Origin of the sequence: Actinomadura sp. NPDC047616 (assembly GCF_040642915.1) — a bacterium.
Lineage (GTDB): Bacteria > Actinomycetota > Actinomycetes > Streptosporangiales > Streptosporangiaceae > Spirillospora > Spirillospora miaoliensis.
This window is the reverse complement of record NZ_JBEYTB010000007.1, coordinates 273,445-296,422: the sequence shown is the minus strand read 5'-3', so window position 1 is coordinate 296,422 and position 22,978 is coordinate 273,445. Positions and strand designations below refer to the sequence as shown.

General features: G+C 72.1%; 20 protein-coding genes. 6 read left to right on the top strand and 14 right to left on the bottom strand.

All coding sequences use genetic code 11. The features are described 5' to 3' along the window. The first annotated feature begins 296 nt into the window (after positions 1 to 296). The 3 genes from ABZ801_RS19170 to mug all read left to right on the top strand — a co-directional run bounded on the left by ABZ801_RS19170 (position 297) and on the right by mug (position 4,468). Positions 297 to 3,071, top strand: a complete 2,775-nt coding sequence (locus ABZ801_RS19170; RefSeq protein ID WP_344956155.1) for an aconitate hydratase — start codon at positions 297 to 299, stop codon at positions 3,069 to 3,071. A gap of 112 nt (positions 3,072 to 3,183) precedes the next feature. Beyond that, on the top strand, positions 3,184 to 3,903 hold the full coding sequence (locus ABZ801_RS19165; RefSeq protein ID WP_344956156.1) for a sulfite exporter TauE/SafE family protein: 720 nt from the start codon (positions 3,184 to 3,186) through the stop codon (positions 3,901 to 3,903). A gap of 1 nt (position 3,904) precedes the next feature. Continuing rightward, a complete protein-coding gene (gene mug, locus ABZ801_RS19160) occupies positions 3,905 to 4,468 on the top strand; it encodes a G/U mismatch-specific DNA glycosylase (protein ID WP_360699283.1) in 564 nt (187 codons plus the stop codon). Between the two features lie 175 nt (positions 4,469 to 4,643). On the opposite strand, the gene ABZ801_RS19155 is transcribed toward mug, so the two are convergent. The 6 genes from ABZ801_RS19155 to idi form a co-directional block, all read right to left on the bottom strand. Further along, a complete protein-coding gene (locus tag ABZ801_RS19155) occupies positions 4,644 to 5,249 on the bottom strand; it encodes a Uma2 family endonuclease (protein ID WP_360699281.1) in 606 nt (201 codons plus the stop codon). Between the two features lie 79 nt (positions 5,250 to 5,328). Next, entirely contained in the window at positions 5,329 to 5,766 is a 438-nt protein-coding gene (locus ABZ801_RS19150; protein WP_360699279.1) for a hypothetical protein, read from the bottom strand. Between the two features lie 324 nt (positions 5,767 to 6,090). Further along, positions 6,091 to 6,903 carry a carbohydrate ABC transporter permease gene (locus ABZ801_RS19145; protein ID WP_344956455.1) on the bottom strand — a complete coding sequence of 271 codons (813 nt, stop codon included), beginning with the start codon at positions 6,901 to 6,903 and terminating at the stop codon, positions 6,091 to 6,093. Between the two features lie 74 nt (positions 6,904 to 6,977). Then, the gene (locus ABZ801_RS19140; protein ID WP_360699277.1) at positions 6,978 to 7,880 is read right to left on the bottom strand and encodes a sugar ABC transporter permease; all 903 of its coding nucleotides are present in this window, start codon (positions 7,878 to 7,880) and stop codon (positions 6,978 to 6,980) included. Between the two features lie 78 nt (positions 7,881 to 7,958). Continuing rightward, entirely contained in the window at positions 7,959 to 9,245 is a 1,287-nt protein-coding gene (locus ABZ801_RS19135) for an ABC transporter substrate-binding protein (protein WP_360699275.1), read from the bottom strand. 148 nt (positions 9,246 to 9,393) lie between these two features. After that, positions 9,394 to 9,963, bottom strand: a complete 570-nt coding sequence (idi, locus tag ABZ801_RS19130; RefSeq protein WP_360699273.1) for an isopentenyl-diphosphate Delta-isomerase — start codon at positions 9,961 to 9,963, stop codon at positions 9,394 to 9,396. 219 nt (positions 9,964 to 10,182) lie between these two features. On the opposite strand from idi, the gene dxs reads away from it, so the two are divergent. Further along, entirely contained in the window at positions 10,183 to 12,114 is a 1,932-nt protein-coding gene (gene dxs, locus ABZ801_RS19125; protein ID WP_360699537.1) for a 1-deoxy-D-xylulose-5-phosphate synthase, read from the top strand. Positions 12,115 to 12,404: 290 nt separating this feature from the next. On the opposite strand, the gene ABZ801_RS19120 is transcribed toward dxs, so the two are convergent. Both ABZ801_RS19120 and ABZ801_RS19115 read right to left on the bottom strand, forming a co-directional pair. Beyond that, positions 12,405 to 12,650: a hypothetical protein gene (locus ABZ801_RS19120; RefSeq protein ID WP_360699271.1), complete on the bottom strand. Its 246-nt coding sequence runs from the start codon at positions 12,648 to 12,650 to the stop codon at positions 12,405 to 12,407. 152 nt (positions 12,651 to 12,802) lie between these two features. Beyond that, positions 12,803 to 13,237 carry a hypothetical protein gene (locus tag ABZ801_RS19115; RefSeq protein WP_360699269.1) on the bottom strand — a complete coding sequence of 145 codons (435 nt, stop codon included), beginning with the start codon at positions 13,235 to 13,237 and terminating at the stop codon, positions 12,803 to 12,805. A 348-nt stretch (positions 13,238 to 13,585) separates the two neighbouring features. Between ABZ801_RS19115 and ABZ801_RS19110 the strand changes: the two genes are divergently transcribed. Then, positions 13,586 to 14,656, top strand: a complete 1,071-nt coding sequence (locus ABZ801_RS19110; protein ID WP_360699267.1) for a hypothetical protein — start codon at positions 13,586 to 13,588, stop codon at positions 14,654 to 14,656. 48 nt (positions 14,657 to 14,704) lie between these two features. Here ABZ801_RS19110 and ABZ801_RS19105 read toward each other — a convergent pair whose 3' ends face one another. The 6 genes from ABZ801_RS19105 to ABZ801_RS19080 form a co-directional block, all read right to left on the bottom strand. Continuing rightward, positions 14,705 to 15,070 carry a hypothetical protein gene (locus tag ABZ801_RS19105; protein WP_344956174.1) on the bottom strand — a complete coding sequence of 122 codons (366 nt, stop codon included), beginning with the start codon at positions 15,068 to 15,070 and terminating at the stop codon, positions 14,705 to 14,707. A gap of 182 nt (positions 15,071 to 15,252) precedes the next feature. Next, positions 15,253 to 16,599 (bottom strand): FAD-dependent oxidoreductase, encoded by a 1,347-nt coding sequence (locus ABZ801_RS19100; protein ID WP_360699265.1) that lies wholly within the window; start codon positions 16,597 to 16,599, stop codon positions 15,253 to 15,255. A 133-nt stretch (positions 16,600 to 16,732) separates the two neighbouring features. Then, on the bottom strand, positions 16,733 to 18,823 hold the full coding sequence (locus ABZ801_RS19095) for a 3-hydroxyacyl-CoA dehydrogenase NAD-binding domain-containing protein (RefSeq protein WP_360699263.1): 2,091 nt from the start codon (positions 18,821 to 18,823) through the stop codon (positions 16,733 to 16,735). Continuing rightward, positions 18,820 to 20,022: a thiolase family protein gene (locus ABZ801_RS19090; RefSeq protein WP_344956180.1), complete on the bottom strand. Its 1,203-nt coding sequence runs from the start codon at positions 20,020 to 20,022 to the stop codon at positions 18,820 to 18,822. The genes ABZ801_RS19095 and ABZ801_RS19090 overlap by 4 nt, the downstream gene beginning before the upstream one ends. A 115-nt stretch (positions 20,023 to 20,137) precedes the next feature. After that, complete coding sequence (locus tag ABZ801_RS19085) at positions 20,138 to 21,319, bottom strand: HAMP domain-containing sensor histidine kinase (protein ID WP_360699261.1); 1,182 nt, start codon at positions 21,317 to 21,319, stop codon at positions 20,138 to 20,140. 5 nt (positions 21,320 to 21,324) lie between these two features. Beyond that, positions 21,325 to 21,978: a response regulator transcription factor gene (locus ABZ801_RS19080; protein WP_344956184.1), complete on the bottom strand. Its 654-nt coding sequence runs from the start codon at positions 21,976 to 21,978 to the stop codon at positions 21,325 to 21,327. Between the two features lie 139 nt (positions 21,979 to 22,117). On the opposite strand from ABZ801_RS19080, the gene ABZ801_RS19075 reads away from it, so the two are divergent. Further along, positions 22,118 to 22,951, top strand: a complete 834-nt coding sequence (locus tag ABZ801_RS19075; RefSeq protein ID WP_344956186.1) for a phosphoribosylaminoimidazolesuccinocarboxamide synthase — start codon at positions 22,118 to 22,120, stop codon at positions 22,949 to 22,951. Positions 22,952 to 22,978: the final 27 nt, after the last annotated feature.

The window sequence follows — 22,978 nt, the reverse complement described above, 5'->3', positions numbered from 1 at the left end:
AGATGCAAGTAGCTCGATGTCGAGATAAATTAGGAGATGGCTTGACGTCGAGAGAAAAAGCCGCGGAAGTTAGGCGGCCCCGGGTCTCGGTCAGATCCGCCCCTAGGGCAGGATTCTGGGAGGGACCGTGCGCCCCGCCGCCCCGGACCGCGAACCGGGACCCTGCCGCTCCGACACCCGGATCGGCACGCGTCCCCGGCCCCGGCCGGGAGCCCGCAGGAACGATTGAAGAGGATTGACGACGCCGCGCAGTCGCGTCCCGGACCGGACGCGCGGCGGTGACGGAGGAGGAGTCCGTGTCCGCGAACAGCTTCGGCAGCCGCAGTACGCTGCGGGTTGGCGACAAGTCGTATGAGATCTACCGGCTGGACGCCGTCGAGGGCTCGGCCCGGCTCCCGTACAGCCTCAAGGTGCTGCTGGAGAACCTGCTGCGCACCGAGGACGGCGCCAACGTCACCGCCGACCACATCCGCGCGCTGGCCGGCTGGGACCCGGCCGCGCAGCCGAGCCGGGAGATCCAGTTCACCCCGGCCCGCGTGATCATGCAGGACTTCACCGGCGTGCCCTGCGTGGTCGACCTGGCCACCATGCGCGAGGCCGTGCGCGACCTCGGCGGCGACCCGTCCCGGATCAACCCGCTGGCCCCGGCCGAGATGGTGATCGACCACTCCGTCATCGTCGACTACTTCGGCTCGCCGGACGCCTTCGAGCGCAACGTCCAGCGCGAGTACGAGCGCAACCGGGAGCGGTACCAGTTCCTGCGCTGGGGCCAGACCGCGTTCGACGAGTTCAAGGTGGTCCCGCCGGGCACCGGCATCGTCCACCAGGTCAACATCGAGCACCTGGCCCGCGTGGTGTTCGACCGCGACGGCGTGGCCTACCCCGACACCTGCGTCGGCACCGACTCCCACACCACCATGGAGAACGGCATCGGCGTGCTCGGCTGGGGCGTCGGCGGCATCGAGGCCGAGGCCGCCATGCTCGGCCAGCCGATCTCCATGCTCATCCCGCGGGTGGTCGGCTTCAAGCTCACCGGGCAGATGCGCCCCGGGACGACCGCCACCGACCTCGTGCTGACCATCACCGAGATGCTGCGCGAGCACGGCGTCGTCGGCAAGTTCGTCGAGTTCTACGGCGAGGGCGTGGCCGCCCTGCCGGTCGCCGACCGCGCCACCATCGGCAACATGAGCCCCGAGTTCGGCTCCACCTGCGCCATCTTCCCGATCGACGGGCAGACCCTGGACTACCTGCGGCTGACGGGCCGCACCGAGGAGCAGGTCGCGCTGGCCGAGGCGTACGCCAAGGAACAGGGCATGTGGCTGGACCCGGCCGCCCAGCCCGACTTCTCCGAGCACCTCGAACTGGACCTCGGCACCGTCGTGCCGTCCATCGCCGGCCCCAAGCGCCCGCAGGACCGCATCTCCGTCGCCGAGGCCAAGCAGACCTGGCGGCGCGACGTGCGCAACTACGTCTCCGGCGGCGGCAGCATCCAGGGCCCGACCGACCAGTCCTCCGCCGAGTCGTTCCCCGCGTCCGACTCCCCGGCGATCTCCCACGGCGCCAACGGCGACAAGCCGCGTCCGCACGGCGAGGACGGCGCGCCGCGTCCGCACAACCCGGTGCCGGTCACCCTGGCCGACGGCACCAAGTTCGAGCTCGACCACGGCGCCGTCGTCATCGCGGCCATCACCTCCTGCACCAACACCTCCAACCCGTACGTCATGGTCGGGGCGGGGCTGCTGGCCAAGAAGGCGGTGGAGAAGGGCCTGACCCGCAAGCCGTGGGTGAAGACGTCGCTGGCCCCCGGCTCGCAGGTCGTCACCGGCTACCTGGAGCGCTCGGGCCTCGCCCCGTACCTGGACAAGATCGGCTACAACCTGGTCGGGTACGGCTGCACCACCTGCATCGGCAACTCCGGCCCGCTGCAGGAGGAGATCTCCAAGGCGGTCAACGACGCCGACCTGGCCGTGGTGTCGGTGCTGTCGGGCAACCGCAACTTCGAGGGCCGCATCAACCCCGACGTGAAGATGAACTACCTGGCCTCGCCGCCGCTGGTGGTCGCCTACGCGCTCGCGGGCACGATGGACATCGACATCCTCAACGACCCGATCGCCGACGGCGCCGACGGCCCGGTCTACCTGCGCGACATCTGGCCGTCGCTGGAGGAGATCAAGGAGATCGTCGAGGGCTCCATCGGCCAGGAGATGTTCCTGCGGGACTACGCCGACGTCTTCAAGGGCGACGACCGGTGGCGCGAGCTGCCCATCCCCACCGGCGACACCTTCGAGTGGGACCAGAACTCCACCTACGTGCGCAAGGCCCCCTACTTCGAGGGCATGCGCATGGAGCCCGACCCGGTCACCGACATCCACGGCGCCCGCGTGCTGGCCAAGCTCGGCGACTCGGTCACCACCGACCACATCTCCCCGGCCGGGGCGATCAAGGTCGGCACGCCCGCCGCGCAGTACCTGCGGGAGAACGGCGTCGAGGTCCGCGACTTCAACTCCTACGGCTCGCGGCGCGGCAACCACGAGGTGATGATCCGCGGCACGTTCGCCAACATCCGGCTGCGCAACCAGCTGCTGGACGACGTGGAGGGCGGCTACACCCGCGACTTCACCCAGGACGGCGCGCCGCAGGCGTTCATCTACGACGCCGCGCAGAACTACGCCTCCCGCGGCATCCCGCTGGTGGTCCTCGCGGGCAAGGAGTACGGCTCGGGCTCCTCGCGCGACTGGGCCGCCAAGGGCACCGCGCTGCTGGGCGTGCGCGCCGTGATCGCCGAGTCCTACGAGCGCATCCACCGCTCGAACCTCATCGGCATGGGCGTCCTGCCGCTGCAGTTCAAGGAGGGCGAGTCGGCCGCCTCCCTCGGCCTGACCGGCACCGAGACGTTCGACATCGTCGGGATCGAGAAGCTCAACGAGGGCGAGACCCCGCGCGAGGTCACGGTGAAGGCCGACGGCAAGGAGTTCACCGCGATCGTCCGTCTCGACACCCCGGGCGAGGCCGACTACTACCGCAACGGCGGCATCATGCAGTACGTGCTGCGCAACCTGCTGCGCAAGTAAGCCGTCACGCGCGCGAACGGGCCGTCCCCCCGGCAGCCGGGGGGACGGCCCGTCCGTTCGCCGTGCCCGCGAAAACCCACTGGACGGGTGGGAATGTAACGTTCCAGACATCATGCCTGATCTTGACTTCCTGCTGGTCGGCGGGCTGGCGGCGCTGCTCGGCGCGATCGTGCAGAGCAGCGTCGGGCTCGGCGTGGGACTGGTCGCCACCCCCATCGTGACACTGCTGTTCCCCTCGCTGATGCCCGGCGCGATCCTGGTCGCCGCGGTCGTGCTGCCGGTGGCGACGCTGACGCGCGAGGTGCGCCACGCCGACCTGCGGGGCCTGGGGTGGGCGTTCGGCGGACGGCTGGCCGGGACCCCGCTCGGCGTGTGGGTGGTCGCGGCCGTGCCCGTCGACGCGCTCGGCGCGGTGATCGGCGCGGTGGTGCTGGCCGCGCTCGCCGCGTCCGCCTGGTCGGGGACCGTCCCCCGCAACCCCGCCACCCTCACCACCGCCGGGCTGCTGGCGGGCGCCACCGGCACCGCCTCGGCCATCGGCGGACCCCCGATCGCGCTGCTCTACCAGCGCGAGAGCGGCCCGCGCGTGCGCGCCACCCTGGCCGTCTTCTTCACCGTCGGCGCCATCCTGTCGCTGGTCACCCTGGCCGCCGCGGGACAGCTGCCGCACGAGCAGGTCGTCGCCGGGTTGGCGCTGACCCCGTTCGTGCTCACCGGGTTCGCCGTGGCGGGCCCGCTGCGCCGCTACCTGGACGGCGGGCGCATGCGCAACGCCATCACCGTCGTGGTGGGCGTGTCCGCCCTGTCGCTGATCGTGCGTAGTGTGATCTGACGTGACGACGCGACGTCCCACCAAGGCCGACCTGGAAGCGGCCCGCGACCGCGTGATCCCCGACGTGCTGCCCGCCGACGGCACGCCCCTGCGGGTGCTGTTCTGCGGCATCAACCCCGGCCTGTACTCGGGGGCCACCGGCCACCACTTCGCCCGCCCCGGCAACCGCTTCTGGCCCGCGCTGCACCGCTCCGGCTTCACCGACCGGCTGCTCGCCCCCTCCGAACAGCACCTGCTGCCCTCCTACGGCCTGGGCATCACCAACCTGGCGCCCCGCACCACCGCCCGCGCCGACGAGCTGACCGACGAGGAACTGCGCGAGGGCGGCCGCCGTCTCGTCGCCCTGGTGGAACGCCACCGTCCCGCCTACCTGGCCGTCCAGGGCGTCACCGCCTACCGCACCGCGTTCGGCAGGCCCCGCGCCCAGATCGGCCCACAGAACGACACGATCGGCCCCGCCCGCGTGTGGGTCCTGCCCAACCCCAGCGGCCTCAACGCCGGCTGGCCTCTCGACGGGATCGCCGCCGAGCTCACCCGCCTCCGCCACGCCGCCGAGACGGGGTAGCCCAGGGTCAGCCCCTTGCGGCCCTCTCCGGCCAGATGCTGCGCTACGCGCACCCGCCCCCGCACGCAACGTCCCGATGCCGTACCCGGCGACCGCACCACCAACCCGCCACCTCCGCCCCCACCACCCGTACGCCCACGAAAACCGCCCGGACGAGGGCCGCTCGCGGGGCGGGCTAAAACTCGATCATCACCCGCGGGTCGAACTCCACCGTGAACGCCACGTCCGCCTTGATCTCGGCCGTCAGAACCTCGCCGGCCGTCACCGTTCGATCCAGCCGGTAGGCGTTCGCCCCGTCGTCCAGGAGCAGCACCTGCACCCTGGGACGAGGCTCGAGATCCACGATCCAGTACTGCGCAATGCCGCAGGCGGCATATTCCCGCACCTTGCGCACCCGGTCCCGCCGCTCGCTGCCACTGCCGGGGGAGACGACTTCCACGGCAAGGAGAACTTCCATACCGTGAACCGTCATCGGCTCGCGGTGCACGATGGAGGCCCGCGCCACGCCCTTCGGTACCACGAAGACGTCCGGTTTGCGGATACCGGTCGGCGTGGTGATCTCCCATCCGCCGCCGAAGGCGACGAAGACTTCCGCCTTCGCGTCCTCGGCGGCAGACCTCACCACGTCACTCACGCATTGAGCCGCCCAGTTGTGCGGCGAGCTCAGCGACAACTCGACCAGCCATCCATCCTCAAGCTCGAAACCCTTGCCGTCGTCGTCGCGAGCGTGCAGATCCTCGACCGTGTAGGGGCCGAAGCGGCGGTCATGCGTGATGGTCACGGCCCCCTACTCCCATCGGCGTGTGACGTCTGTCAGTGACTGCGACCTTCGGCGACACAGCGTAGTGGGCTGGTCGCGGTCAGGAAGGGCGGTGGGGGGACGTGGAGGCGGTCATCAGTTCGACGTCGGCGATCAGGGTGGGCTGGGGCTGCCAGAGGCCGGGGCGGCCGAGGGCGACGATGGGGCGGGGGAGGGCCCGGATGTCGGCCAGCCGCCAGTGGTGGGACGACGGGTCGGCCCAGGGGCCGCAGTCGCAGGGGTCGCCGTTCACGGCCGCCGAGCAGACGTCGTCCAGGCGGGCGACGGCGATGACGGCGCCGAGCGTGGCCAGGGGGTCGCGCGGGTTCCAGCCGGCGGCCTGGATCAGCGGGGAGTCGCACGCGCCGAGGTCGACGCGCATGGAGGCGTGTACGAGGAGCGGCCCGCGATAGGCGGTCGGCATCTCCTGGTTGGAGACGGTCTTGCCGCCCCGGGCGATCGCGAAGGCCCAGGGTTGCTGGACGCTTATCGCCTGCACGCGGTCACCTCCCGTGCTCGCTGCTATCCATCTTCACCACGCCGTCCAGAGCGGGACGCCCGGTTTGCAGCGGAGTATCCGGCTCCGCCGGTGGGGTCGCCGCGGGAGCGCCAGGCAAGAATGGCGGCGAGGTCAGATGCGTTCGGGTCACGGTGAGTGTGGGCCGGGGGTGGAAGCGGTCGCGGGCGGGGGTCGGCGTGATGATCGGTTCCTACCATGATTCGCCAACCGGCGCCGGACCGGCAAGCAGGACGGTGAGATTCTCAGGAAACGTCCAGGTGGCGTCAAGCGGTGCGAAGCCCCGAGCGGAGATCTCCCCGGCCGTCAGCCCTTGAGCGCCCCCGCCATCAGGCCGCGCATGAAGAACCGGCCGAGCAGCAGATAGACCAGCAGGGTCGGCAGCGACGCCAGCAGCGCCGAGGCCATCTGCTGGTTGTACTGGACGGCCACCGCGCCCGAGCCCGCGGTGTTGTTCAGCATGACGGTCACGGGCCAGCTGTCCGGCGCGCCCAGGAACACCGCGAACAGGAAGTCGTTCCACATCGAGGTGAACTGCCAGATCAGCGTCACCGCGAACGCCGGGGCCGACACCGGCAGCACGATCGACCAGTAGGTGCGCAGCATGCCCGCGCCGTCCACCCGGGCCGCCTCGATCAGCTCGTCCGGAATGGTGACGTAGTAGTTGCGGAAGATCAGCGTGCAGATCGGAATGCCGTACACCACGTGCGCCAGCACCAGCCCCCGGACGGTGCCGGCCAGTTCCAGGTCGGTCAGCATTCCGGCCAGGGGGATCATCACCGCCTGGTACGGAATGAACATCCCGAAGAGGAACAGCGTGAACACCGCGTCCGCGCCGGGGAAACGCCATTTCGACAGCACGTAGCCGTTCAGCGAGCCGAGCGCCGCCGAGATCAGCGAACCGCTCACCGCGATCTTGACGCTGTTCTCCAGGCCGGGCCGCAGTGCCTCCCAGGCCGCCCGCCAGCCGTCCACGCTCCAGTCCCGCGGCAGGCTCCACGCCGTCGACGGGTCGGCCTCCTGCAGCGACTTGAAGCTGGTCACGACCAGCACGTACACGGGGATCAGGAAGACCACCACGAAGGCGAGCAGGACCGCGAAGCGCACGCCCCGCAGCACCCGCGGCCGGGCCGGGGCGCGCCGCCCCGCGCCGGTGCCCGCGCCGATCCGTTTCCCGACGCTCGTCTGCGCGCTCACCGGTCACGCTCCGCCCGTACCGACCACACCAGATAGGGGATCACCAGCAGCGCCACCGCGAGCAGCAGGTACGTGGCGATGGTGGCGCCGTTGGCCGGGTCGTGCCGGTCGAACACCTCCACGTACGTGGCGATGGCCGGCACGTAGGTGATGATCTGCTTGCCCGCGATCGCCATGATCAGGTCGAACACCTTCAGCGAGATGTGCCCCAGGATGATCAGCGCCGACAGCGTCACCGGCCGCAGCTGCGGGAACACCACGTACCGGTACACCTGCCATTCGGAGGCGCCGTCCACCCGGGCCGCCTCCCGCAGGTCGTCGGGCACCCCGCGGAACCCGGCCAGGTACAGCGCCATGACGTACCCGGTCATCTGCCAGATCGCCGGGACGGCCATGGCCGCCATGCCCCACGACGGGTTCTGCCACCAGTCGTTGGCCAGCGCGCCCAGCCCGATCCGGTCGAACAGCTGGTTGAGGCCGACGGCGCGTTCGGGCGGCGCCGGGTTCATCAGCCACCGCCACACCACCCCGCTGGCGATGAACGAGATCGCCATGGGGAACAGGTAGACGGCACGGAACCCCGCCTCGGCCCTGATCCCCTTCTCCATCAGGAAGGCCAGGAACGCGCCGAGCAGCAGCGCCCCGCCGACGAACACCACCGTGAACAGCAGCGCGTGCCGGACGGCGGGAGGCCAGCTCGGATCGCTCCACAGGGCGACGAAGTTCCTGCCCTTGTCGAAGCCGTACGGGGTGACCTCGTCGTGGCTTCCGCTCACCGCCACCCGCGTGTTCCAGGCGATGAGCCCGTACACGAACACGCCGATCGCCACGATCGACGGGGACACCAGCAGCAGGCCCGGCAGCCACCGTCCGCTGCGCCCCAGCCTCAGCGTCGCCACGCGGGCGTCCTCCCATCGCTCAAAGGGACGGGCGCGAAGCGGTCGCGGGGACGCGCCCCGCGACCGCTCATCGCGCCGTCACTGGCCGCTGTTCTTGGCCGCGTTCACCAGGGCGGCCTGCAGCTTGCCCACGTCCTTGCTCTGCAGGAAAAGGCCCACGGCCGTGTCGATGTCGGTGTGCCACTTCTTGTTGGCGGCCACGCCGTGCCAGAACGAGCCGGCCAGCTTGATGTCCGGCCTGGTCCACTCGTTCAACGCGTACTCCAGGTACCCCTTGTAGAGGCTGCGGTCGGCGTCCTTGCGGGCCGGGATGGACCCCTTCTTGGGGTTGAACAGGTCCTGGCCCTCCTTGCTGGACGCCTCCTTGAGCCAGGCGATCGCGCCGGCGCGGTGCGGGGCGCCGCGCGGCAGCGTGAAGCTGTCCGACAGCCACATGTACGTGCCGTCGGTGCCGGGCGCGGGGGCGTACTTGAAGTCGGTGTCGAGCTTCTTGCCCAGGCCGTTGGGCGCCGGGTTGACGAAGTAGCCGTAGGCCCAGTCGCCCATGATGTTGAACGCGGCCTTGCCGTCGACGACCGCCTTGGCCGCGCCCTGCCAGTCGGTGGACGCCGCCTCGACCGTCGTGTACTTGAGGATCTCGGCGAAGTCGGTCAGCACCCTGGTGACGGCGGGGGTGCTCCAGTCGGCGCCCGGCTTCCACAGGGCGTTGTAGGCGTCGGTGCCGAGGTCGCCCAGCAGGACGTTCTCCAGCAGGTGGTCGGCGGTCCACTGGGCGCCCAGCGACAGCGGCACCTTGCCCGTCCTGTCCTTGACGGCCTTGAGCGCGGCGATGAACTCGGCGATCGTCTTGGGCGGCCCCGACAGCCCGGCGTCCTCGAGGATCCGCGGGTTGTACCAGAGCACGTTGGAGCGGTGGATGTTCACCGGCACCGAGTAGATCTTGCCCTGGTAGGTGATCTGCTGGAGCAGCTGCTGCGGGTAGGCGGCGCGGAGGTTGTTCTCGTCGTAGAAGGAGTCCAGCGGCTCGATCTGCCCGGCCTTGATGTAGTCGAGCAGTTCGGCGCCGGCGTGGCCCTGGAAGGAGTCCGGGGGCTTGCGGTTCTGCAGCCGGCTGGCCAGCACCGCCTGCGCCTGGGTGCCCGAGCCGCCCGCGATGGCGGCGTTGACGAACTTGGTGCCCGGATTCTTCCTCTCGAAGTCGGCCTTCATGGCCTGCAGCCCGTCGGCCTCGCCGGGACCGGTCCACCAGGAGAAGACCTCCACCTGGGAGGCGTCTCCGCCGCCTTCGTCGTTCCCGCCGCAGCCGGACACCGCGAGCATTCCGCCGAGGACCACGGCGGCGACCGCTTTCCACCGTCCACGCATCGTTCGTCCCTTCGGTTACGCCACAACCAAGCGTCCGTTCGAATTGTGGGACGGGTCAACAGTCACGACCGAAAAGTGATCGCCCGGTTATCCGGCCGCGCGCCGGGCGCACCCGCGCGCCGGGTGCGTCCGGCGCGCGGCCGGACGGTCACCAGGGCAGGGCGGGAGGAAGCGCGTCGGTTCCGGCGTCGGGCCAGTCCAGGGGGTCGCCGAGCAGGGCCAGCTCGGCCAGCTGCAGCCGGTACCAGGGGGAGGACTCGGGCCGCTCGGCCAGCTCCAGGCAGCGGTCCCAGCTCCACCACTCGGCCGTCTCGACCTCGTCGGGGTTGGGCGTGACCCGTCCGGACGTCACCGCGCGCACCACGGGGCAGCGCTCGTTCTCCACCACGCCATCGGCCGCGGTGGCCCGGTAGCGGAACGCGGGCAGCACCGGCGTCACCGACTCGGCCGACGCCCCCAGCTCGGTGTCCAGGCGGCGCAGGACCGCCTCGCGCAGCCCCTCGCCCGGCGCGGGATGCCCGCAGCAGCTGCCCGTCCACACCCCCGGGAAGGTCCGCTTGCCCAGCGCCCGCCGCGTGATCAGCACCCGCCCGCGCGGATCGACCAGGAAGCAGGAGAAGGCGAGGTGATACGGGGTGTGGCGATGATGGCTCGCCGTCTTGGGAGCCCGGCCGGCGACCTCGTCGGCCTCGTCGAGCAGCACGATTTCCTCCACCATGCTCTCATTACTACCGCCCCGGGCAGGTGACCAGGAGTGAGTTCCCCCTCACCGGCGCGCCGCCGCGTACCGGGATGACCTGTGACGATTCGGTGCAGATTCGGTGTCGGCGGCGTGCGGGGCGGCGTGCCCCCGGCGCGGCGCGGACGAAGCACCACTAAACTCGGACGGGCCCGGCGAGCAGGGGCAGAGAGGCCCCCGATGGAGGAGTTGACGCGCGTGACCCTGCTGGAGTCGATCACAGGTCCGGCGGAGCTCAGGCGACTGGACGCCGCGCAGCTGCCACGGCTCGCGAGCGAGATCCGGGAGTTCCTGGTCGAGGCGGTGTCCAAGACCGGCGGTCACCTCGGGCCCAACCTGGGCGCGGTGGAGCTGACCATCGCGCTGCACCGGGTCTTCGAGTCGCCGCACGACAAGATCCTCTTCGACACCGGCCACCAGGCCTACGTCCATAAGCTGCTGACCGGCCGGCACGACTTCAGCATGCTGCGGCGGCGCGGCGGGCTGTCGGGATACCCCAGCCAGGCCGAGTCCGAGCACGACCTGATCGAGAACTCGCACGCCTCCACCGCCCTGTCGTACGCCGACGGGCTGGCCAAGGCGTTCCGGCTGCGCGGCGAGACCGACCGCGCGGTGGTGGCGGTGGTCGGCGACGGCGCCCTCACCGGCGGGATGTGCTGGGAGGCGCTGAACAACATCGCGGCGGGCCGGGACCGGCCCGTCATCATCGTGGTCAACGACAACGGCCGCTCCTACTCGCCGACCATCGGCGGGCTGGCCAGCCACCTGGCCGAGCTGCGGGTCACCCAGGGCTACGAGAGCGCCCTCGACCTGATCAAGAAGACGGTGCCGCGGGCGCCGGTGGTCGGCGGCGTGGCCTACGAGGCGCTGCACGGCATCAAGAAGGGCCTGAAGGACGTCCTGCAGCCGCAGGCGATGTTCGAGGACCTGGGCATCAAGTACGTCGGGCCGATCGACGGCCACGACACCGAGGCGGTCGAGCGCGCGCTGCGCCGCGCCCGCCGGTTCGGCGCCCCCGTGATCGTGCACTGCATCACCCGCAAGGGCCAGGGCTACGCGCCCGCCGAGAACCACGAAGAGGACTGCATGCACGGCGGCGGGGCATTCGACCCCGCCACCGGGCGACCGGTCGCCAAGAAGGGCGGCCCGGGCTGGACGAAGGTGTTCGGCGAGGAGATGGTGGCCATCGGGGCCGAGCGTCCCGACGTGGTCGGCATCACCGCCGCCATGCTGCACCCGGTGGGGCTGGCGCCGTTCGCCGAGGCCTACCCCGACCGCGTCTACGACGTGGGCATCGCCGAGCAGCACGCGGTCACCTCGGCCGCCGGGCTGGCGCTGGGCGGGCTGCACCCGGTGGTGGCCGTGTACGCCACGTTCCTCAACCGGGCGTTCGACCAGGTCCTCATGGACGTGGCGCTGCACAGGCTGCCGGTGACGTTCGCGCTCGACCGCGCCGGGGTGACCGGCGACGACGGCGCCAGCCACAACGGCATGTGGGACCTGTCGATCCTGTCGCTGGTGCCGGGCCTGCGCATCGCGGTGCCGCGCGACGGCACCCGCCTGCGCGAGCTGCTGCGCGAGTGCGTGGCGGTCGACGACGGCCCGACCGCGATCCGCTACCCCAAGGGCTCGGTGACCGACGACATCGAGGCCGTCGACACCGTCGGCGGCATGGACGTGCTGGCCCGCAACGACGTCGCCAACGGCACCCGCGTGCTGGTGGTCGCCACCGGGTCGATGGCGGGGGTCGGCGTCGGCGTCGCCGAACGGCTGGCCGCGCAGGGCATCGGCGTGACCGTCGTCGACCCGCGCTGGGTCAAGCCGCTGGACGAGGCGCTGGTCGACCTGGCCGCCCAGCACCGCATGGTGGCCGTGGTGGAGGACAACGGCCGCACCGGGGCCGTGGGCGACGCGGTGGCGCGGCTGCTGCGCGACGCGGGCAACGACGTGCCGGTGCGCACCTTCGGCATCCCGCAGGAGTTCCTCGACCACGCCTCGCGCGGCGAGATCCTGGCCGACATCGGGCTCACCCCGCAGGACCTGGCCCGGCAGATCACCGAGGCGGTCACCGCCCTGACGGCCGCGGCCGAACCCGAGGCGGCGCCGTCGGACGTCCCGTCCCACGAGTGACCCGCCGGCCACCAGGCGGTACGGACGCCTCGTCCTCGCCGGGCCGGCTCACCCGGGGCGGCTGACCCGCCGGTTCAGTCCGCCTCCGGGCTCGCCCTCCTCGCCCGCACGCGGGGCCTCGGTGCCCGTGACGCCACGCCGGAAGCGGCCGTCGCATCCGGCCCCGGGCATGCGCATGCCCGGGGCCGCGCTCCGTCATGCGAAGCGCGGTCCCGGTGCGTGTCTGCATGAGCGCTGGCCGGAGACGTGCCGAGGCGGTGCCCGCCGGACGCGCGGTGAGGACGCGGTCATCAGTCGGCCGCGCTGATGATCTCTCGCTTGACGACTCCCTTCGGGCCGGCCTTCAGGAAGATGTCCTTGAAGACGACGCGCCGCCGTTCCTCGTCGACCAGCGACAGGCGGATGTGCAGGAACGCCCCGTGCCTGTCGGCCTTCTGGGAGACGACCGTGAACTTCGCGTCGGCGTGCGCGAGGGCCGGCGCGCCCATGAGCGCACCGAGAACGGCGCCCGTGGTGACGGCGATGCGGATCGGCATTGACATCATGGACGACTCGCTTTCGATCTAGCGGATGGGCGGGGAGGGCCCTGAACGAGGCAGTGGCCCCGCCCGCGCGGGAGCGGACGGGACCACTGCGGGGATGTGAACCCCGGGACAACGCGCGGTTGTCAGCCGATGACTCCCAGTCGTCAGTCGACCCTGGCGAATTCCTTGAACTTGGCGACGCCCTTCGGGCCGGCGAACTTCTTCTCCTTCTTGAAGAAGGCCTCGCGGTCGCGGCGGCCCCTGAAGCCGTCGAAGCCGCCGAAGCCGCCGCCGAAGCCCGGGCCGAAGCCGGCCCCGCCGAAGCCGCCGCCGAAGCCGCCGCCGAAGCCGCCGCCGCCGAAGCCGCGGTGGTGGCGGCGGCCGAACCCGGCCACGACCCGGCTGACGGCGACCCCCTTGACGCTCGCGATCTCCTTCTTCTTCACGAAGATGGTGCCGCGATTGTGACCGCCGTGACCGAAGCCGCCGCCGAAGCCGCCGCCGAAGCCGCCGCCGTCCGCCATGGCGGCGGACGGCGCGAGCGTCGCCGCGGCGGCGGTCGCGACGCCAAGGATGGTGATGCGTTGCAGCGTGTTCATGAGAACTCTCCCCCTTCGCCGCGTTGCGGGTGCGCCGCGCCGCGGCTCGGTATTCGCCGCTGGACCGCCAGGTGACGATCCGTTGCGTACCTTCACCACCCCAATTACCCCACGAAGTCACCGCAACACGGAGCGTAGGTAATAACCGCTTTTTGTCGTCATGGGTTCGCGATGGCGTCCATGTCCCATGACGTCCGGTTCATGATCGGCATCTTCGGTCGGCCGGTTTGTAATTGATCAAGTGCGGTGAGTAATCAACTGGGCTGATCATGAGCCCCGACGCGACAGAGAGGGCTGGACATGAGCATGCGGACAACAGGCGCCGGCCGGTCGGCCGGCACGGTACGGATGGCCGTTCCCGTCCTGGCGGCGGGACTGGCGGTCGCGGGCGCGGTGCCCCCCGCGGCGGCGGCCACGGCGGCGCCGGTCGGGTGCCGCGGCGGGAAGGGGGACACGGCGGCGCTGGTGCGCGCGATCCGCGCGGGCGGCCACATCTCCCTGTCTCCCGGCTGCACCTACACGCTGACCCGGCCGTACGGCAGGGGGTCCGTGCTGCCGACGATCACCAGGAGCACCAGGGTCAACGGACGCAACGCCATGATCGCCTACACGGGCGGGGCGCCGGTCTCCTCGTTCTTCCACGTCGGCGCCGGGGCCGGCGGGGTGTCCAGCGCGGCCTCGCCCAGGCAGCACCCCCAGGGCGCGCCGTTCGCGAAGCCGCCGATCGATCTTCCCGGCGTCCTCGGCGGCCTGCTCGACGGCCTCGGATCCGCCGCCGGGCTCAGGCGCACGGCCGCGCCGGGGGCCGTGGACCAGCTGCGCATCGAGCTGCGCGACCTGCGGCTGAGCACCCGCAACGCCCGTGTCACCAGGGCGATCACGGTCCGGCGGAGCGCACGGATCTCGCTGGTCAACACCGGGGTGGTCGGACGAGGGCGGGCGGCCTACGCGGTGCCGGACGGCGGCCTGCAGGTCGCCGGTGACGTCACCGGTGACGTCACCGGTGGTACGGCCCAGCCGTGCACCGTGGACGGCGTCGCCCCGTCCTTCGAGATGGACGTCCGGCCCGCGCCGGCCCGCCGCGCGGACTCCGGCCCGGCGCCCGCCGGCCCCGCCACGTTCCTGGCCACCCTGACCCCCGCCTCGGCCCCGGAGCGGAACGCGGGCCCGCCGCTGTCGCTCCGCGCCCCGTCGGGCGGGGACTGGGGCGACGACTGGACGGACCCGGGCTGGCGGGACTTCGACTGGAGGCATTACGGCCGCGACCTCGGCAGTCTGCTGGAGACCGACCGGCCCGAGCCCCGGACGAACACCACCGTGAACTGCCGGACGGGCGTCCAAGGCCGGACGATCTCCGTCACCACCACGACGGATTCCCGCGTGTCGACCGGCCGCGTGTCGACCGGGCTCCTGCCCTGATCCCGCGGCCGGCCGGACCGTGCTCCGCCGATCCGCGACCTCGCCGGCTCAGACGCCGTCGGCGGACAGCAGCCGCCAGGAGTGGGTGACGGAGGCGCCGGGGGTGCCGAGGCCGCGGCCGCAATAGGTCCACCGCCCGCGCAGCCGCCACGGTCGTCCCGTGCCGTCCTGCAGGAACACCTGGAGGGGGAAGCAGGCGTCGTGCGCGCGGATGACCCCGGCGGGGTCGACCGCGGCCTTGAGTTCGGGTCCGCCGTCACAGCGGACGCCCATCACGCGTGTCCCCGCGTCCTGCCGCATGAGGCCCCGGATCAGGTCGTGCACGAGCACGGAGACGTAGTCCGGGCCGAGCCACCTCAGGTCGGGCAGCGTGGCGGGCGGGGGGAATCCGTACAGTTCTGGACCGCCGGTCACAGGCGCACCGTAGCGCCGACGTCACGGCGCCGTCACGGGTTTCGTGCGCGGTTTTCCACATCCGGCCGCGGTTCCCACACGGGCGGCCGAGGACGCCGCGCGTTTCGCCGGGGGCGGGACGGCCGCGCCGGCCGCGTGCCCGGCACGGTCGTCCCGTGTCGCGTGTCGCGTGGGCGGCCGGCTCAGGACGGGCGGCAGGCGGCGCGCATGGCGTCCCAGCGGGCCAGCTTGACGCGTTCGCCGCGGTTCAGCGACCGGGCCAGGGCGATCTCGGCGGCGTCCAGGTTGAGCCAGTCGGCGTAGGTGACCACCGGCAGGTCGCGCTCGGCGAGCAGTTCCTCGATCTTGCGGACCGGGGGTTCGCGGCCCTCGTCGAGGTCGGCCAGCAGATGCCGGACGGTCTCGGCGGCGTCGGACTTGTTGGTGCCGACCACGCCGGTCGGGCCGCGCTTGATCCACCCCGCCACGTACTCGCGGGGGACCGGGGAGCCGTCCGGGCCGAGGACGCGCCCGCCCCGGTTCGGCACCACGTAGGCGCGCTCGTCGAACGGCACGCCGTCCAGCGGGACGCTCTGGTAGCCGACCGAGCGCAGCACCATGCCGACCGGCAGCGTCTCGTACTCGCCGGTCCCGGTGACGCGGCCGTCGTCGCCGAGCCGGGTGCGCTCCAGCCGCAGCGCCTCGACCCGGCCGGTGCCGACGATCTCGCGGGGCGCCCGCCAGAACCGCACGTCGATGCGGCGCGGCCGGTCGCCGGGCGGTTCGCCCGTCCAGCCGTTCAGCACCGCGACGTTGCCGCGCACGTGCCGGTCGGACTCGGCCAGCGCGGCATCGGCGGGGTCGAGCCGCATGTCCTCGGGGCTGACGTGGATCCCGGCGTGCGGCAGCTCGCCCAGCTCGCGCAGCTCCTTGGTGGTGAACTTGGCCTGCGCCGGCCCGCGCCGCCCGATCATGTGGATGCGGCGGACCCGGCTGGCGGCCAGCGCCTCCAGCACGTGCTCGGGGATGTCGGTCTCGCGCAGCTCGTCGACGGTCTTGGCCAGGATCCGCACCACGTCGACGGCCACGTTGCCCACGCCGATGACCGCGACCTCCTCGACCGACAGGTCGAAGCCGTGGTCGGCGGCGTCGGGATGGCCGCAGTACCAGTTGACGAAGTCGGTGGCGGCGACGCTGCCGGGCAGGGCCTCGCCGGGCACGCCCAGGTGCCGGTCGACCATGGCGCCGGTGGAGTAGACGACGGCGTCGTAGCACTCCAGCAGGTCGGCGCGGGTCAGGTCGCGGCCGAGCTCCACGCAGCCGAAGAACCGCACGGCCGGGTGCTCCAGCACGCGCTGCAGGTAGCGGGCGATCGACTTGATGGACTTGTGGTCGGGCGCGACGCCGTAGCGGACCAGCCCGTACGGGGTCGGCAGCCGGTCGAAGACGTCCACCTGGACGTCCCCGTCGGCCTGCTTGACCAGCGCTTCCGCGGCGTACAGGCCCGCGGGCCCCGAGCCGACGACGGCGACGCGCGCACCAGGAGTCATGCGGGCCATTGTGCCCATGCCTCGCCTGAAAAGACACAGTGACCAGGGTCACGTGTCGGTCAGGTCAGGGCGGGACGTGCCGGGCGGGGAGGCGCCCCGGCCTGGGGGCGCCTCCCCGCGCGTGTGGACGCGGTCAGCGGGGGAGGGAGGCGACGCCCGGCTCCAGGAAGTGGGCGCCGGTCACCTCCTCCGACACGCCGGTGCGGTCCAGGTACGGGGTGATGCCGCCCAGGTGGAACGGCCAGCCCGCGCCGAGGATCATGCACAGGTCGATGTCCTGCGGCGCGGCGACCACGCCCTCGTCCAGCATGATCCGGATCTCCTCGGCCAGGGCCCGCAGTGCCCGCGCCAGCACCTGCTCCTCGGTGGACGGCGCGTCGCCCCCGGAGAAGATCTCCACCACCTCGGGGTCGAGGGTGAAGTCGGGCCGGTACACGCCGGTCTTGCCCGCCGCGACCATCTTGGCCAGGTTGTCCGACAGCGGGAAGCGGTCCGGGAACGCCGCGTGCAGCGTCTCGTTGACGTGCAGCGCGATGGCCGGTCCGACCAGGCCCATCAGCACGAACGGCGGCATCGGCAGGCCCAGCGGGGCCGCGGCGCGCTCGGCCGTCTCGATCGGCGTCCCCTCGTCGACCGCCTTGACGATCTCGGCGAGCAGCCGCACCAGGATCCGGTTGACCACGAACGCCGGGGCGTCCTTGACCAGCACGCACGACTTCTTCAGCTGCCTGCCGACGGCGAACGCGGTGGCCAGGGCCGCGTCGTCGGTCTTCTCCCCGCGGACGATCTCCAGCAGCGGCAGCACCGCGACCGGGTTGAAGAAGTGGAAGCCCACGACCCGCTCGGGACGCCGCAGCCTGGCCGCCATCTCGGTCACCGACAGCGAGGAGGTGTTGGTGGCCAGCACGCACTCGTCCGAGACCACGGCCTCGACCTCGGCGAACACCTTCTGCTTGACCGACATCTCCTCGAAGACGGCCTCGATCACGAAGTCGGCGCCCGCGAACGCGTCCTTGGACAGCGACCCGGTGATCAGCGCCTTGAGCCGCGACGCCTTGTCGGCCGACACCCGGCCCTTGGCCAGCAGCTTGTCGATCTCGCCGTGGGCGTGGCCGACGCCCTTGTCCAGCCGCTCCTGGTCCAGGTCGGTCAGCACGACCGGGACCTCCAGGCGGCGGGCGAACAGCAGCGCCAGCTGGCTCGCCATCAGGCCCGCGCCGACCACGCCGACCTTGGTGACGGGACGCGCCAGGCTCTTGTCGGGCGCCCCGGCGGGGCGCTTGGCGCGCTTCTGGGTGAGGTCGAACGCGTACAGCCCGGCGCGCAGCTCGTCGCTCATGATGAGGTCGGCCAGCGCCTCGTCCTCGGCGGCGAAGCCCTCGTCGCGGGGGCGGTCCTTGGCGGCGGCCACCAGGTCGAGCGCGTGCACGTAGGACGGCGCGGCGCCGTGCAGCTTGCCGTCGACGTTCCAGCGGGCCATGGCCACGGCGTCGTCCCACGCCTTGCCCTTGTCGACGGGCGCGCGCTCGACGGTGATGTCGCCGTTGAGGACGCGGGCGGTCCAGGCCAGCGACTCCTCCAGGAAGTCGGCCGCCTCGAACATCGCGTCGGCGATGCCCAGCTCGTACGCCTGCGGGCCCTTGAGCTGCCGGTTCTGCGCGAGCGGATGGTCGATGACGACCTTGAGGGCCTTCTCGGCGCCGATCAGGTTGGGCAGCAGGTACGTGCCGCCCCACCCCGGCACCAGGCCGAGGAACGCCTCCGGCAGCGACAGCGCCGGGACCGAGGAGGAGATCGTGCGGTAGGTGCAGTGCAGCGCCATCTCCACGCCGCCGCCCATGGCCGCGCCGTTGACGTAGGCGAACGTCGGCACGCGCAGCTCGCCGAGGCGCCGGAACACGTCGTGGCCCAGCTTCCCGATGGCCAGGGCGTCCTCGCGGGTCCTGATCAGCGGCACGCCCTTGAGGTCGGCGCCGACCGCGAAGATGAACGGCTTGCCGGTGACGCCGACGGCGACGATGTCGTCGCGGCCGGCCACCTGGTCGATCGCGGCGTTCAGCTCGGTCAGCCCGGCCGGGCCGAAGGTGTTGGGCTTGGTGTGGTCGTGCCCGTTGTCCAGGGTGATCAGTGCCAGGGTGCCCGCCCCGTACGGCAGCGTCACGTCGCGGACGCGGGCGTGGGTGACCACCTCGCCCTCGAAGAGGTTGGTGATGTCCGCGCTCACTTGGCGCCCTCCCAGTTCGCGTTCTCCCACAGGACGGTGCCGCCCATGCCCATGCCGACGCACATCGTGGTCAGGCCGTAGCGGACGTCGGTGCGCTCCTCGAACAGCCGCGACAGCTGGTTCATCAGCCGCACGCCGGAGGAGGCCAGCGGGTGGCCGAGGGCGATGGCGCCGCCCCACGGGTTCACCCGCGGGTCGTCGTCGGCGATCTTGAAGTGGTCCAGGAACGCCAGCACCTGCACGGCGAACGCCTCGTTGATCTCGATGAGGCCGATGTCGTCCATGGTCAGCGCATTGCGGGCGAGCAGCTTCTCGGTGGCCGGGACCGGGCCGACGCCCATGACCTCCGGCTCCACCCCGGCGAAGGCGTAGTCCACCAGCCGCATGCGCGGCGTGAGGCCGAGCTCGCGCGCGGCGTCCTCGGCGGCCAGCAGGCAGGCGGTCGCGCCGTCGTTGAGCCCGGCGGCGTTGCCCGCCGTCACCCGGCCCGCCACCCGGAAGGGCGTCTTCAGCGCGGCCAGCCCCTCCATGGTGGTGCCGGGGCGGGGCGGCTCGTCCTCGGTGGCCAGGCCCCAGCCCTTGTCGGCCGAGCGGACGGCGGTCGGCACCAGGTCCGGCTGGATCTTCCCGGCGGCGTAGGCGGCGGCGACCTTCTCCTGGCTGCGCACCGCGTACGCGTCGGCCCGCTCCTTGGTGATCTCGGGGAACCGGTCGTGCAGGTTCTCCGCCGTCGAGCCCATGACCAGCGCCGACGGGTCGACCAGCCGTTCGGCGAGGAACCGCGGGTTGGGGTCGACGCCCTCGCCCATGGGGTGGCGGCCCATGTGCTCGACGCCGCCCGCGATCGCCACGTCGTAGGCGCCGAACGCGATGCCGGCGCCGGTCGTGGTGACGGCGGTCATCGCGCCCGCGCACATGCGGTCGATCGCGTATCCGGGCACGCTCTTGGGCAGCCCGGCCAGCACGGCGGCGGACCGGCCGATCGTCAGGCCCTGGTCGCCGATCTGGGTGGTCGCCGCGATCGCCACCTCGTCCACCCGCTCGGGCGGCAGCGACGGGTTGCGGCGCATCAGCTCGCGGATGGCGCGGACGACCAGGTCGTCCGCGCGGGTCTCGGCGTACAGGCCCTTGGGGCCCGCCTTGCCGAACGGCGTGCGTACGCCGTCGACGAACACGACGTCGCGTGCGGTACGGGGCACGGTCGTCCTCCCTCGGATGATCACGGCGCCGGGCCGGGAGCGGCCCCGGCTACTCGCGGGTAACCATGCCCATCCTACTCGTCAGTAACCACTGACGGCATGCCGCCGCGCGGCGTCAGCGACCCGCCGGGACGGCCGCGGGCACGGCGGGCAGCCGCACCGTGATGGCCAGCCCGCCGTCGGGACGCGGCAGCGTCTCGATCACCCCGCCGTGCGCCCGCACCACCGCCGCGACGATCGACAGCCCCAGCCCCGCGCCCTCGGCGGACCCCACCCGGTCGCCGCGCAGCCGCCGGAACGGCTCGAAGATCGCCCCGACCTCGTACGACGGCACCGTCCGGCCCGTGTTGGCCACCCGCAGCACCGCCGCGCCGTTCTCCTCCCCGGTCGACACCCACACCCGCCCGCCGGGCACGTTGTACTTCACCGCGTTCTCCACCAGGTTGACCGCGCACCGCTCCAGCAGCACCGGGTCGCCCACCACCGTCGCGGGCCGGGCGTCCACCTCCACGGTCAGCTCGCCGTCGGCGGCCTGCCGGTCGAGCTGCGCCACGGCGCTGCGCGCCACGTCCGGCAGCGGCGTCTCGGTACGGGTGTTCAGCTCGCGCTCGCTGCGCGCCAGCAGCAGCAGCCCCTCGATCAGCCGTTCGTGCCGCGCGGTGTTGCCCAGCAGCACGTCCGCCAGCGCCTTGGTCTCCGGCGGGTTCTTCGCGCTGGCCAGCGCCACCTCCAGCACCGTCCGGTTGATCGTCAGCGGGGTGCGCAGCTCGTGCGAGGCGTTGGCCACGAACCTGCGCTGGGCGTCGAAGGCCCGGTGCAGCCGGTCCAGCATGTGGTCGAACGTGTCGGCCAGGTCCTTGATCTCGTCGCGCGGGCCGTCCAGCGCGATCCGCTCGTGCAGGGTGCTCTCCGACAGCCGCCGCGCGGTCGCCGTCACGGTGTGCAGCGGCCGCAGCATCCGGCCCGCCACGATGTACCCGATCACGACGGCCAGCACGCCCACCACCAGCAGCGTGAGCAGGCAGCTCTGCAGCAGCTGCGCCAGCACCTCGCGCTTCTGCTCGGCCAGCTGCCGCTCGGCCGCCGCCCGCAGCTCCATGAGCTCCTCCACCCGCCCGCCCAGCGCGGACTTGGGGATCTGCGTCAGCGTGGCCGAGCCGGTGCCGGACGCGGTGGTGAACCGGGCGTCGATGGCCCGCGCCGTCAGCCAGTACGTGACGGCGACCAGCGTCCCGGCCGTCACCATGAACAACGCCCCGTACACCAGCGTCAGCCGGGCCCGGACGCTGAGCCGCATCCGGTTCATATCCGGTACCCCGATCCCGTGACGGTCTGGATGACCGGGGGATCGCCCAGCTTGCGGCGCAACGTCGCCATGGTGACGCGGACGATGTTGCTGAACGGGTCGATGTTCTCGTCCCATGCCCGTTCCAGCAGCCGCTCGGCGCTGACCACGCCGCCCTCCGCCCGCAGCAGCTCCTCCAGCACCGTGAACTCCTTCTTGGTGAGCCGCAGCGGCCGCCCGTCCCGGGTCACCTCGTGGCGGTACGGGTCCAGCCGGATGCCCGCCCGCTCCAGCACCGGCGGCACGGGCCGCACCGCCCGGCGCGACAGCGCCCGCACCCGCGCCAGCAGCTCCTCGAACACGAACGGCTTGGGCAGGTAGTCGTCGGCGCCGAGCGCCAGCCCGTCCACCCGCTGCCCGACGTCCCCGGCGGCGGTCAGCATCAGGATCCGCCCCCCGTAGGACCGGTCCACCAGCATCCGGCACACCTCGTCGCCGTGCACGACGGGCAGATCCCGGTCCAGCACGACCACGTCGTAGGCGGTGTGGGAGGCGCGCTCCAGCGCGGCGTCCCCGTCATAGGCCACGTCGACCGCCAGCGCCTGCTCCCGCAGCCCCTCGGCGATCGTGTCGGCCAGCAACCGCTCGTCCTCCACGACCAACACCCGCATGCCCCGAGCATGGCCGCCGGGGCGTTAAACCGCGGTAAGCCGCAGGGTGGTCCCCGGACGGGAGGCGACCGGGCACGGCGAGTACATTGCGGTCGTGGCCGCCGGCCGGCCGATGGACACGCGAGGGCTGAGGAACACCATGGAACTGATCCACTCCGGCAAGGTCCGGGACGTCTACGCCGACGGCGACGACCTGATCCTGGTCGCCTCCGACCGGGTGAGCGTCTACGACGTGGTGCTGCCCACCCCGATCCCCGACAAGGGCAAGATCCTCACCCGGCTGTCGCTGTGGTGGTTCGAGCGGCTCGCCGACGTCGTCCCCAACCACGTCATCTCGGCCACGGACGTGCCGGACGAGTGGCGGGGCCGGGCGATCCGCTGCCGCCGCCTGACCATGCTGCCGGTGGAGTGGATCGCGCGCGGCTACCTGGCGGGCCTCGGCCTGAAGGAGTACGAGAAGAGCGGCACCGTCTCGGGGGTGGCGCTGCCGTCCGGCCTGGTCGAGGCGTCGAAGCTGCCCGAGCCGATCTTCACCCCGACCACCAAGGCCACCGAGGGGCACGACGAGTTCATCACCTACGCCGACGTGGTGGCGGAGATCGGCGCCGACACCGCCGCGCGGCTGCGGGAGACCACCCTGGAGGTCTACCGGCGCGGCGCGGAGCTGGCCGCCGGGCGGGGCATCGTCATCGCCGACACCAAGCTGGAGTTCGGCCGCGCCCCCGACGGCACCCTCGTCCTCGCCGACGAGGTGCTCACCCCCGACTCCTCCCGCTTCTGGCCCGCCGACGAGTGGCGGCCCGGCCGCGCGCAGCACTCCCTGGACAAGCAGTTCGTCCGCGACTGGAGCAGCACGCTCGACTGGGACCGCACGCCCCCCGGCCCGGAGATCCCCCAGGAGATCGTCGACGCGACCCGCGCCCGCTACGTCGAGGTCTACGAACGCCTGACCGGCGAGCGCTGGACCGGCTGAGCCGCCCCGGGCGAATCGCGACGGCGC

Excerpts from the sequence above, each read along its gene's own strand:
- ABZ801_RS19135 (WP_360699275.1), bottom strand. The coding sequence starts at position 9,245 with ATGCGTGGACGGTGGAAAGCGGTCGCCGCCGTGGTCCTCGGCGGAATG.
- ABZ801_RS19075 (WP_344956186.1), top strand. The coding sequence starts at position 22,118 with ATGGAACTGATCCACTCCGGCAAGGTCCGGGACGTCTACGCCGACGGC.
- ABZ801_RS19100 (WP_360699265.1), bottom strand. The coding sequence starts at position 16,599 with ATGACTCCTGGTGCGCGCGTCGCCGTCGTCGGCTCGGGGCCCGCGGGC.
- ABZ801_RS19080 (WP_344956184.1), bottom strand. The coding sequence starts at position 21,978 with ATGCGGGTGTTGGTCGTGGAGGACGAGCGGTTGCTGGCCGACACGATC.
- idi (WP_360699273.1), bottom strand. The coding sequence starts at position 9,963 with ATGGTGGAGGAAATCGTGCTGCTCGACGAGGCCGACGAGGTCGCCGGC.
- ABZ801_RS19120 (WP_360699271.1), bottom strand. The coding sequence starts at position 12,650 with ATGCCGATCCGCATCGCCGTCACCACGGGCGCCGTTCTCGGTGCGCTC.
- ABZ801_RS19115 (WP_360699269.1), bottom strand. The coding sequence starts at position 13,237 with ATGAACACGCTGCAACGCATCACCATCCTTGGCGTCGCGACCGCCGCC.
- ABZ801_RS19110 (WP_360699267.1), top strand. The coding sequence starts at position 13,586 with ATGGCCGTTCCCGTCCTGGCGGCGGGACTGGCGGTCGCGGGCGCGGTG.
- ABZ801_RS19165 (WP_344956156.1), top strand. The coding sequence starts at position 3,184 with ATGCCTGATCTTGACTTCCTGCTGGTCGGCGGGCTGGCGGCGCTGCTC.
- ABZ801_RS19085 (WP_360699261.1), bottom strand. The coding sequence starts at position 21,319 with ATGCGGCTCAGCGTCCGGGCCCGGCTGACGCTGGTGTACGGGGCGTTG.